Origin of the sequence: Pseudescherichia vulneris, assembly GCF_902164725.1 — a bacterium.
In the GTDB taxonomy this organism is placed as follows: domain Bacteria; phylum Pseudomonadota; class Gammaproteobacteria; order Enterobacterales; family Enterobacteriaceae; genus Pseudescherichia; species Pseudescherichia vulneris.
Genome location: NZ_LR607338.1, coordinates 744229 through 755308 on the forward strand (window position 1 = coordinate 744229; position 11080 = coordinate 755308).

Sequence of the window (11080 nt, forward strand, 5' to 3'; positions counted from 1 at the left end):
TGATTTAGTCAGAGGAAAGGGGTCACATCGCCTACGCCTTCGCGGATCACTTCTGGCGCGTCATCGGTCAGATCGACCACCGTGGTAGGCTGCTGGCCGAGATAGCCGCCATGAATGATCAGCTCCACGTGTTTTTCCAGGCGATCTTTGATCTCTTCTGGATCGGACTCGGTGAATTCGCTGCCGGGGAGCATCAGCGAGGTAGAGAGCATCGGCTCGCCGAGGGTTTCCAGCAGCGCCAGCGCGATAGGGTTAGACGGGACGCGCAGGCCGATGGTTTTGCGTTTTTCCTGCAGCAGGCGACGCGGCACCTCTTTCGTGCCCTTAAGAATAAAGGTGTAGTTACCCGGCGTATTGTTCTTGATCAGGCGGAATGCCACGTTATCCACAAAGGCGTAGGTCGACAGCTCGGAGAGATCCCGGCACATCAGGGTAAAATTGTGGCCGTCCGGCAGCTGGCGAATGCGGGAGATGCGCTCCATCGCCCCTTTATCTTCGATTTTACACCCCAGCGCGTAGCCGGAGTCGGTGGGATAGACGATCACCCCGCCCTTACGCACAATCTCCACTGCCTGGTTAATCAGGCGCGGCTGGGGATTATCCGGATGAATATAAAAAAACTGACTCATACTTCCCTCTCATTATGTTGAGGCTGTTCCCACAGCTGCCATACCGCTTCTACGCCTGCGGGCAGCCACAGTTTGCGGCCCAGTTCGATCCACGGGCAGGGCTGGTGAAAATCCGATCCCTGCGACGCCATAAGACCAAACTGCTGCGCATACGCAGCAAGCTGGGTGCGCTCGTTGGGTGCCTGCTGGCATTGCGCAACTTCCATCGCATCACCGCCCTGTTCGGCAAAGTGTGCCAGCAGCCTTTTCAGCCATTTAGCGCTGAGATCGTAGCGTCCAGGATGGGCCACTACCGCCTTACCGCCAGAATGATGAATCACATCAATAGCTTGTTTTATTGTACACCACTGGGGCGGAACGTATCCGGTTTTACCACGCGCAAGATACTTTTTAAACACGCCCGCCACGTCGCTGGCCTTGCCGTTCTCAATGAGGAAGCGGGCAAAGTGGCCACGGGTCACCGCCCCGCCGTTCGCCAGGCGCAGAGCCCCCTCCCACGCACCGGGAATATGCGCTTTCTCAAGGCGCTCGCCAATCTGCATGGCGCGTGCCTGACGCCGGGCCTTCTGCTCTTCAAGCAGCGTCACCATCGCCGGATGCGTAATGTCGATGTTGAGGCCGACAATATGGATCTCGTGATTCTCCCAAAGGGTTGAGATCTCCACGCCGTTAATCAGCGTCAGGTTCAGGCCTGTGCGCAGGATCTCCGCCCGGGCGGCGGGAATAGCCGAGGTTGTATCATGATCGGTGATAGCCAGCGTGCCCACGCGCATCTCGACTGCGCGATGAACGAGTTCTTCCGGGGTGAGCAAACCGTCTGAGGCCTGAGTGTGGGAGTGAAGGTCGTAAATAATGGCGTAATTCGTGTCGCTCAAAGCGGCTCCAGTAGGGTATATCTCATTTAGGACCCTATCATAACGGTTACGCAGCGAATTCTGAAATCAGGGGTTGACTTTATTCTCTTGAACCAGTTAACTAGTACGTAAGTTCACACAACAAGGTATCTGAAAATGTTCAAACACTTTACGCTTATTCGCTGGTGGCACTCCTCCTGAAAACGGGCGGTGAGCGAGCGTTTGCCTCAAGCAGACAGATACCCCGGCCCGCCAACTGAGCGGGCTTTTTTTTGAACAGAATAACGATCGGATGAGAATGACTATGCCAATGTCAAAACCTGCACTACAGCTTCTCACAGACCACGCCGCGTACCGGGAGAACCCGACCGCTCTGTTTCATCAGCTGTGCGCAGATCGTCCGGCAACGTTGCTGCTGGAATCCGCCGATATCGACAGCAAGGACGATCTTAAGAGCCTGCTGTTGGTCGACAGCGCGCTGCGCATTACCGCTCTAGGTGACACTGTCACTATTCAGGCATTGACGGCCAACGGCGCGTCGCTGCTGCCGCTGCTGGATGCCGCCCTGCCCGCTGGCGTAGAGAACATCGCCCGCCCGGATGGCCGCGTTCTGCACTTTCCGCCGGTGAGCAACCTGCTGGACGAAGACGCCCGTCTCTGCTCGCTGTCCGTTTTTGATGCCTTTCGCCTGCTTCAGACGCTGGTAACCGTCCCGGCAGACGAGCGCGAGGCGATGTTCTTTGGCGGCCTCTTCGCTTATGACCTGGTAGCCGGTTTTGAGGATCTGCCTGCGCTAGCGCAGGAGAATGGCTGCCCGGACTTCTGCTTCTACCTGGCCGAAACGCTGCTGGTTATTGATCACCAGCAGCAGCAGACCCGTATTCAGGCAAGTCTTTTCACCCCTTCCGACACTGAACAACAGCGCCTGACCCAGCGCATCGCCGAACTGCGTCAGCAGCTCAGCCTGCCTCCCGCCCCGCTGCCGGTAGAGACGGTGGCGTCCATGCGCTGCGAATGCAACCAGAGCGACGAGGAGTTTGGCGCAGTAGTACGCGAGATGCAAAAAGCCATCCGCGCTGGAGAGATTTTCCAGGTCGTGCCATCCCGCCGCTTCTCGTTGCCCTGCCCGTCACCGCTGGCGGCCTACGATGTGCTGAAGAAGAGCAACCCCAGCCCCTACATGTTCTTTATGCAGGATAACGACTTTACCCTGTTCGGTGCGTCGCCTGAGAGCTCGCTGAAGTATGATGCGCAATCTCGTCAGATTGAGATCTACCCGATTGCTGGAACGCGTCCACGTGGTCGCCGGGCCGACGGCTCGCTGGATCGCGACCTCGACAGCCGCATCGAACTGGAGATGCGTACCGATCATAAAGAGCTCTCCGAGCACCTGATGCTGGTTGACCTCGCCCGCAACGATCTGGCCCGCATCTGCACGCCAGGCAGTCGCTACGTTGCTGACCTGACCAAGGTCGATCGCTACTCGTTTGTGATGCATCTGGTCTCCCGCGTGGTGGGCGAGCTGCGTAACGATCTCGACGTACTCCACGCCTATCGGGCGTGCATGAATATGGGCACCCTGAGCGGTGCGCCAAAGGTCCGCGCCATGCAGCTTATCGCTCAGGCGGAAGGCACCCGTCGCGGCAGCTACGGTGGCGCGGTGGGTTACTTCACCGCCCACGGCGACCTTGATACCTGCATCGTGATCCGTTCCGCCTACGTGGAAAACGGTGTCGCTACCGTTCAGGCGGGCGCGGGCGTGGTACTGGACTCTGTGCCGCAGTCTGAAGCCGATGAAACCCGCAACAAAGCCCGCGCGGTCCTGCGCGCCATTGCCACTGCACACCACGCTCAGGAGACGTTCTGATGGCTGACATTCTGCTGCTCGATAATATCGACTCGTTTACCTATAACCTTGCCGATCAGCTGCGCGCCAGCGGCCACAACGTGGTGATCTACCGCAACCATGTCCCTGCCCAGACGCTGATTGACCGCCTGGCGACCATGGAGAACCCGGTTCTGATGCTCTCTCCGGGTCCCGGCGCACCTTCCGAGGCGGGCTGTATGCCCGAGCTGTTAACCCGCATGCGCGGCAAGTTGCCGATCATTGGTATCTGTCTCGGCCATCAGGCGATTGTTGAAGCCTACGGCGGCTATGTCGGCCAGGCCGGAGAGATCCTGCACGGTAAAGCATCAAATATTGAACACGACGGCCAGGCGATGTTCGCCGGACTGAGCAACCCGCTGCCGGTGGCGCGCTATCATTCGCTGGTGGGCAGCAACGTGCCTGCCGGGCTGACCATCAATGCGCATTTCAACGGCATGGTGATGGCGGTGCGCCACGATGCCGATCGCGTCTGCGGCTTCCAGTTCCACCCGGAGTCTATTCTGACTACCCAGGGCGCACGCCTGCTGGAGCAGACCCTGGCCTGGGCGCAGCAGAAGTTGGAGCAGAGCAACACCCTGCAACCGATCCTGGAGAAACTCTATCAGGCCCAGACCCTGAGCCAACAGGAGAGCCACCAGCTCTTCTCGTCGGTGGTGCGCGGCGAGCTGAAGCCAGAGCAGCTGGCGGCGGCGCTGGTGAGCATGAAGATCCGCGGTGAGCATCCCAACGAGATCGCCGGGGCGGCCACCGCGCTGCTGGAGAACGCAGCGCCCTTCCCGCGCCCGGACTATGCCTTTGCCGATATCGTTGGCACCGGCGGCGACGGCAGCAACAGTATCAATATCTCCACCGCCAGCGCCTTTGTCGCCGCAGCCTGCGGCCTGAAGGTGGCGAAGCACGGCAACCGCAGCGTTTCAAGCCGCTCCGGTTCGTCGGATCTGCTGGCGGCGTTCGGCATCAACCTCGATATGAACGCGGATAAATCCCGTACCGCGCTGGATGAACTGGGGGTCTGCTTCCTCTTTGCACCGAAGTACCACACCGGGTTCCGCCACGCGATGCCCGTACGCCAGCAGCTCAAGACCCGTACTCTGTTCAACGTGCTGGGGCCGCTGATTAACCCGGCCCACCCGCCGCTGGCGCTGATTGGCGTCTACAGCCCGGAATTGGTGCTGCCGATTGCCGAGACGCTGCGCGTGCTGGGCTATCAACGGGCGGCGGTGGTGCACAGTGGCGGCATGGACGAAGTCTCCCTGCACGCCCCGACGCTGGTTGCCGAGCTGAACAACGGCGATATCAGCAGCTACCAGCTGGAGGCCAATGACTTTGGCCTGACGCCCTATCGCCAGGAGGCGCTGGCAGGCGGCACCCCGGAAGAAAATCGTGACATTCTGACGCGCTTACTCCAAGGTAAAGGTGAAGCCGCCCACGAGGCTGCCGTCGCGGCAAACGTGGCGATGCTGATGCGTCTGCATGGGGAAGAGAATTTGCAGGCCAACGCGCAAAAGGTTCTGGACGTACTACGCAGCGGCGCTGCCTATGACAAAGTCACCGCACTTGCGGCAAGAGGATAAGTAATGGAAACCGTTTTAGCGAAAATCGTCGCGGATAAGGCGATTTGGGTCGCCGCCCGAAAACAGCAGCAGCCGCTGGCCAGTTTTCAGAGCGACATTGTGCCTGCCACGCGCAGCTTTTACGACGCTTTGCAGGGTGCGCGCACGGCGTTTATTCTCGAATGTAAAAAGGCCTCGCCATCTAAAGGGGTGATCCGCGATGACTTCGATCCGGTGCGGATTGCGGGCATCTACAAACACCATGCGTCGGCTATCTCCGTGCTGACGGATGAGAAATATTTCCAGGGCAGCTTCGATTCTCTGCCGCTGGTGAGCGCCGCCGCGCCGCAGCCGATCCTGTGTAAGGATTTTATTATCGAGGCCTACCAGATCTACCTGGCGCGCTACTACCAGGCGGACGCCTGCCTGCTGATGCTCTCGGTGCTCGACGACGATCAGTACCGCCAGCTCGCCGCCGTGGCCCACAGCCTGAAGATGGGCGTGCTGACCGAAGTGAGTAATGAAGAGGAGCTGGAGCGCGCTATCGTCCTCGGGGCCAAGGTGGTGGGTATCAACAACCGCGACCTGCGCGATCTCTCTATCGATCTCAACCGCACCCGCCAGCTGGCCCCCCGTCTCGGCGCGGGCGTCACGGTGATCAGCGAGTCGGGAATTAATACCTATGCTCAGGTGCGCGATCTGAGCCATTTCGCCAACGGCTTTTTAATCGGATCGGCGCTGATGGAGCAGGACGATCTCGCTGCCGCCATTAAGCGCGTGCTGCTGGGCGAGAATAAAGTCTGCGGGCTGACGCGTCCCGAAGATGCGCAGGCCGCGTTTGAAGCCGGGGCCCTCTTCGGCGGTCTGATCTTCGTTCCTGAGTCCCCGCGCTGCGTGAGTGATGCCCAGGCCGATACGGTGATTGCCGCAGCGCCCCTGCGCTACGTGGGCGTCTTCCGCAACGCAACCGTCGAGGCGGTGGTAGACAAGGCAGAGCGGTTCCAGCTTGCAGCCGTCCAGCTGCACGGGGTGGAGGATCAGGCCTATATTGATGCGCTGCGCGCCACGCTTCCCGCTCACGTCGCCATCTGGAAGGCGCTAAGCGTCAGCGATACGCTCCCGGCCCGTAATCTCAACCACGTTGACCGCTATCTGTTTGATAACGGCCAGGGCGGCACCGGCCAGCGTTTTGACTGGTCCCTGCTGGCCGGAGAGACGCTGGACAACGTGATGCTGGCCGGTGGCCTCGGCGCAGATAACTGCGTCACGGCGGCGCAGGCGGGCTGTGCCGGACTCGATTTTAATTCAGGTGTGGAATCTGAACCGGGTATCAAAGATGCCAGCAAGCTGGCCTCGGTTTTCCGTACCCTGCGTGCCTATTAAGGAATCTGTAATGACAACTTTGCTCAATCCCTACTTCGGTGAATTCGGCGGCATGTACGTTCCGCAAATTTTAATGCCCGCCCTGCGCCAGCTGGAAGAGGCCTTTGTCAGCGCCCAGAAGGATCCGGCATTCCAGGCCCAGTTCAGCGATCTGCTGAAAAACTATGCCGGGCGTCCGACCGCACTCACTAAATGCCAGAACCTGACTGCCGGAACCAAAACCACGCTCTATCTCAAGCGCGAAGATCTGCTTCACGGCGGTGCGCACAAAACTAACCAGGTGCTGGGCCAGGCGCTGCTTGCCAAGCGCATGGGTAAAACCGAGATCATTGCCGAGACCGGCGCGGGCCAGCACGGCGTCGCCTCCGCTCTCGCCAGCGCCCTGCTCGGCCTGAAATGCCGCATCTACATGGGTGCCAAAGACGTGGAGCGTCAGTCGCCGAACGTGTTCCGCATGCGCCTGATGGGTGCAGAGGTGATCCCAGTCTATAGCGGCTCGGCCACCCTTAAAGATGCCTGCAATGAAGCGCTGCGTGACTGGTCCGGCAGCTACGATACGGCCCACTATATGCTCGGCACGGCGGCAGGCCCGCATCCGTTCCCGACTATTGTACGTGAGTTCCAGCGCATGATTGGCGAAGAGACCAAGGCGCAGATCCTCGAAAAAGAGGGTCGCCTGCCGGATGCGGTGATCGCCTGCGTCGGCGGCGGCTCTAACGCCATCGGCATGTTTGCTGACTTTATTGAAGAGAGCAGCGTGGGGCTGATCGGCGTCGAGCCGGCGGGTCACGGGATTGAGACCGGTGAACACGGCGCGCCGCTGAAGCATGGCCGGGTGGGTATCTACTTCGGCATGAAGTCGCCGATGATGCAGACCGATGACGGTCAGATTGAGGAGTCCTACTCCATCTCTGCCGGGCTCGATTTCCCGTCCGTGGGGCCGCAGCACGCGCATCTAAACAGCATCGGCCGTGCGGACTACGTCTCGATTACCGATGATGAAGCGCTGGCGGCGTTCAAACTGCTGTGTCGCAGCGAAGGGATTATTCCTGCGCTGGAGTCCTCGCATGCGCTGGCCCATGCGCTGAAGATGATGCGCGAAAACCCAGAAAAAGAGCAGCTGCTGGTGGTTAACCTCTCTGGCCGCGGCGACAAAGACATCTTTACGGTTCACGATATTTTAAAAGCACGAGGGGAGATGTGATGGAACGTTATGAGCAGCTGTTTACGCGCCTGCAGGAACGCAAGGAGGGAGCGTTTGTTCCCTTTGTTACCCTGGGCGATCCCTCTCCCGAACAGTCGCTAAAGATTATCGATGCGCTGATTGAGGGTGGTGCCGACGCGCTGGAGTTAGGGATCCCCTTCTCCGATCCGCTGGCCGACGGTCCCACTATCCAGAATGCCACCCTGCGCGCCTTTGCCGCGGGCACTACGCCCGCCCAGTGCTTTGAGATGCTGGCGGCCGTACGTCAGAAGCACCCGACCATCCCTATCGGCCTGCTGATGTACGCTAACCTGGTCTTCAGCCAGGGTATTGATGAGTTCTACGCTAAATGTGAAAAAGCAGGCGTTGATTCGGTGCTGGTGGCGGACGTGCCGGTAGAGGAGTCAGCCCCATTCCGTCAGGCAGCGATGCGCCATAACGTTGCGCCAATCTTTATCTGCCCGCCAAACGCCGATGACGATCTGCTGCGCCAGATTGCTTCCTACGGACGCGGCTACACCTACCTGCTCTCCCGCGCTGGCGTAACCGGCGCGGAGAACAGCGTGGCCCTGCCGCTACAGCATCTGGTCGAGAACCTGGCTGAGTACCATGCTGCCCCGCCGCTGCAGGGGTTTGGGATCTCGACGCCGGAGCAGGTGAAAACTTCGCTGGAGGCAGGCGCAGCCGGGGCAATTTCCGGCTCCGCCATTGTGAAGATTATTGAGAATAACCTTGATAAGCCCGCTAAGATGCTGGCCGAACTGCAGGCGTTTGTACAGAGTCTAAAAGCGGCGACGCGAGTAAGCTAATTCGTCAGGGTGAGAAACCGGCTTCGTCGGCCCGTTTCTCACCTGAATTCATGGATCAGAAGCGGTAGCCCGCTGAGAACATAAATACCCACGGATCGAGACGCGTATCAACCGTCTGCTGCACCCCACCCGCCTTAAATTTCACGTCGGTATCGATATCCATGTACCACACCGAGGCGTTGATCAACCAGTCGCGGTTGATCAGGTAGTCCAGTCCTACCACACCCGCCGCACCCCAGGAGTCACTCAGGCTCAGGTCGGAAAGGTTCGCCGCTTTACCGGTATCGTTAAATTTCTCATCAAAGAAAGTGGTGTAGTTCACGCCTGCGCCAATATAAGGACGGACTTTACTGCTGCTATCACCGAAATACCACTCGGCTACCAGGGTTGGCGGCAGATGCTCGACGGTGGCAATGTTACCCGTTGGGCCGGTGCCGACATGGTGGCGAAACGGCGTGGCGGCCAGCAGCTCGATGCCAACGTTCTCCGTTGCCATATAGGTAAAGGTTAGGCCAAGCTGGGTGTTATTACTGACGTTAAACCCACCCAAACTTCCCAGCACGTTGTCAGACCCTTCGGTTGGTCTTACCGTCGCTGAACCGGCACGTACAAAAAACTCGCCCGCGTCATGGGCATATGTCCCAGCTGAGAATGCGCTTAACACTAACGCTACCACCGCTAATTTTTTCATTCTTTTCCGCTCCATTGATATGGTTATTTTTTATGGCGCGGTGAATATACCTACATTGAAGTACAAAGTGATCTAACGCAGATCACATTTAACCCTGTAAAGTAACATTCATTGATCTGGATTAATTTTCCTTAATCATCAGGGCGCTAACAGTATGGGTGTAGATCAGTTTTCCGGATAAGACTGTTTTACAAAGCTATGCTTTTCCATACACGGGAGAGTGCTGCCACTGCGGCGCTAACCAGGTTACAATCGTCAGCAAATTAATACCGGTTTACTCAAGGAGAGTGCATGTCTATCACGGCGAAGTCCGTTTACCGTGACACGGGAAATTTTGTTCGCAATCAGTTTGTCACCATTTTACTGATCGCCTTATTGTGTGCGTTTATCACGGTAATGCTTGGCCACGTTTTTTCACCCAGCGATGAGCAACTCGCCATTCTACGCGAGGGTGACAACCTGTCCGGCAGCGCCGGGCTGTTTGAACTGGTACAAAACATGACGCCTGAACAGCAGCAGGTGCTGCTGCGCGCCTCTGCCGCCTCGACCTTTTCCGGGCTGTTTGGCAACGCCATTCTGGCAGGCGGGATGCTGTTGCTGCTTCAGCTGATTTCAGCGGGTCATCGTATAAGCGCGCTACGGGCTATTGGGGCCAGCGCTCCAGTGCTGCCAAAGCTGTTTATCCTGATCTTCCTGACCACCTTTATGGTCCAGATCGGCATCATGTTTATTGTGGTCCCGGGCGTTATCCTGGCGATCCTGCTGGCTTTTGCGCCTGTGATGATGGTGCAGGATAAAATGGGCGTCTTTCAGTCGATCCGTAACAGCATGCGTCTGGGCTGGGGCAATATGCGCCTGGTGGCCCCGGCGGTGATGGGCTGGCTGCTGGCAAAAACCCTGCTGCTGATGTTCGCTCCCAACTTTGCCGTCCTGACGCCAACGGTGGGTGCTATTGTGGCCAATACGCTCAGCAATTTGATCTCGGCGGCGCTGCTTGTTTATCTTTATCGTCTTTATATGCTGATCCGCCCTTAACATCCCGCAGTCTGCCTAACCGGCAGGCTGCATCTATTACGGAATCGAAGAATGAAGCAGTTTCTTGATTTTTTGCCGCTGATTGTATTTTTTGCCTTTTATAAGCTCTATGACATCTACGCCGGAACGGCAGCGCTGATCGTGGCGACGGCTGTGGTGCTGATCTACAGCTGGGTGCGCTATCGCAAAGTTGAAAAAATGGCGCTGGTGACCTTTGTGCTGGTGGCGGTGTTTGGCGGACTGACGCTCTTTTTCCATAACGACGAGTTTATTAAATGGAAAGTGACCGTGATCTACGCCCTGTTTGCCGGTGCACTGCTGTTTAGCCAGTGGGTAATGAAAAAGCCGCTGATCCAGAGCATGCTGGGTAAAGAGATCGCCCTGCCAGCAACGGTATGGTCAAAGCTCAACCTCGCCTGGGCGCTGTTTTTCATTATCTGCGGGCTGGCCAATATCTATATCGCGTTCTGGCTGCCACAAAATATCTGGGTTAACTTCAAGGTATTTGGCTTAACTGCCCTGACGCTGATCTTTACCCTGCTAAGCGGCCTCTATATTTATCGCCACCTGCCGCAGGAAGATAAGTCCTGATGACCAATACAAACGAAGCAGCACAGGGCGAACTGGTATTACGCACGCTGGCAATGCCTGCCGATACCAACGCCAACGGCGATATATTTGGTGGCTGGCTGATGTCGCAGATGGACATGGGCGGCGCGATCATGGCCAAAGAGATCGCCCATGGCCGCGTGGTCACCGTCCGGGTTGACGGCATGACCTTCCTGCGTCCGGTTGCGGTGGGTGACGTGGTGTGCTGCTATGCGCGCTGCGTTAAACGCGGCACGACCTCGGTGACCATCAACGTTGAGGTGTGGGTGAAGAAGGTCTCCTCTGAGCCTATCGGCCAGCGCTATAAAGCCACCGAGGCGCTGTTTATCTATGTGGCGGTAGACAGCGAAGGCAAGCCCCGCGCCCTTCCCCCGCAAGCATAAAAAAAGCCTCCATTCGGAGGCTTTTTTATGACGTTTACCTGT

Annotated in this window: 11 protein-coding genes and 1 other annotated feature; of the genes, 8 read left to right on the forward strand and 3 right to left on the reverse strand. The window is 58.1% G+C overall.

Annotated features, from left to right (window positions below; genetic code table 11):
- Window positions 1-8: 8 nt before the first annotated feature.
- A complete protein-coding gene (locus FN633_RS03050) occupies window positions 9-629 on the reverse strand; it encodes an L-threonylcarbamoyladenylate synthase (RefSeq protein ID WP_154056690.1) in 621 nt (206 codons plus the stop codon).
- A complete protein-coding gene (rnm, locus tag FN633_RS03055; protein WP_243731527.1) occupies window positions 626-1525 on the reverse strand; it encodes an RNase RNM in 900 nt (299 codons plus the stop codon). The genes FN633_RS03050 and rnm overlap by 4 nt, the downstream gene beginning before the upstream one ends.
- Window positions 1526-1660: 135 nt before the next feature.
- Window positions 1661-1757, forward strand: a sequence feature (Trp leader region).
- A 30-nt stretch (window positions 1758-1787) separates the two neighbouring features.
- Here rnm and FN633_RS03060 point away from each other — a divergent pair.
- The 5 genes from FN633_RS03060 to trpA are packed head-to-tail and all read left to right on the forward strand — an operon-like array spanning window position 1788 to window position 8320.
- Window positions 1788-3350, forward strand: coding sequence for an anthranilate synthase component 1 (locus FN633_RS03060; RefSeq protein ID WP_154056692.1), 1563 nt, complete (start codon window positions 1788-1790; stop codon window positions 3348-3350).
- Window positions 3350-4945, forward strand: a complete 1596-nt coding sequence (gene trpD / locus FN633_RS03065) for a bifunctional anthranilate synthase glutamate amidotransferase component TrpG/anthranilate phosphoribosyltransferase TrpD (protein WP_154056693.1) — start codon at window positions 3350-3352, stop codon at window positions 4943-4945. Before FN633_RS03060 ends, trpD begins: the two co-directional genes overlap by 1 nt.
- A gap of 3 nt (window positions 4946-4948) precedes the next feature.
- Window positions 4949-6307, forward strand: coding sequence for a bifunctional indole-3-glycerol-phosphate synthase TrpC/phosphoribosylanthranilate isomerase TrpF (gene trpCF, locus FN633_RS03070; RefSeq protein WP_154056694.1), 1359 nt, complete (start codon window positions 4949-4951; stop codon window positions 6305-6307).
- 10 nt (window positions 6308-6317) lie between these two features.
- Window positions 6318-7511, forward strand: coding sequence for a tryptophan synthase subunit beta (trpB, locus tag FN633_RS03075; RefSeq protein WP_144814836.1), 1194 nt, complete (start codon window positions 6318-6320; stop codon window positions 7509-7511).
- Complete coding sequence (gene trpA / locus FN633_RS03080) at window positions 7511-8320, forward strand: tryptophan synthase subunit alpha (RefSeq protein ID WP_154056695.1); 810 nt, start codon at window positions 7511-7513, stop codon at window positions 8318-8320. The genes trpB and trpA overlap by 1 nt, the downstream gene beginning before the upstream one ends.
- A gap of 55 nt (window positions 8321-8375) precedes the next feature.
- Here trpA and ompW read toward each other — a convergent pair whose 3' ends face one another.
- Window positions 8376-9011: an outer membrane protein OmpW gene (gene ompW, locus FN633_RS03085; RefSeq protein WP_154056696.1), complete on the reverse strand. Its 636-nt coding sequence runs from the start codon at window positions 9009-9011 to the stop codon at window positions 8376-8378.
- 291 nt (window positions 9012-9302) lie between these two features.
- Between ompW and FN633_RS03090 the strand changes: the two genes are divergently transcribed.
- From FN633_RS03090 to yciA, 3 genes are read left to right on the forward strand one after another with little or no spacing between them, the layout of a single operon-like run.
- Window positions 9303-10046, forward strand: a complete 744-nt coding sequence (locus FN633_RS03090; protein ID WP_042394353.1) for a YciC family protein — start codon at window positions 9303-9305, stop codon at window positions 10044-10046.
- Between the two features lie 51 nt (window positions 10047-10097).
- Complete coding sequence (locus FN633_RS03095) at window positions 10098-10637, forward strand: septation protein A (RefSeq protein ID WP_042394355.1); 540 nt, start codon at window positions 10098-10100, stop codon at window positions 10635-10637.
- On the forward strand, window positions 10637-11038 hold the full coding sequence (gene yciA, locus FN633_RS03100; protein WP_042394358.1) for an acyl-CoA thioester hydrolase YciA: 402 nt from the start codon (window positions 10637-10639) through the stop codon (window positions 11036-11038). Before FN633_RS03095 ends, yciA begins: the two co-directional genes overlap by 1 nt.
- Window positions 11039-11080 lie beyond the last annotated feature (42 nt).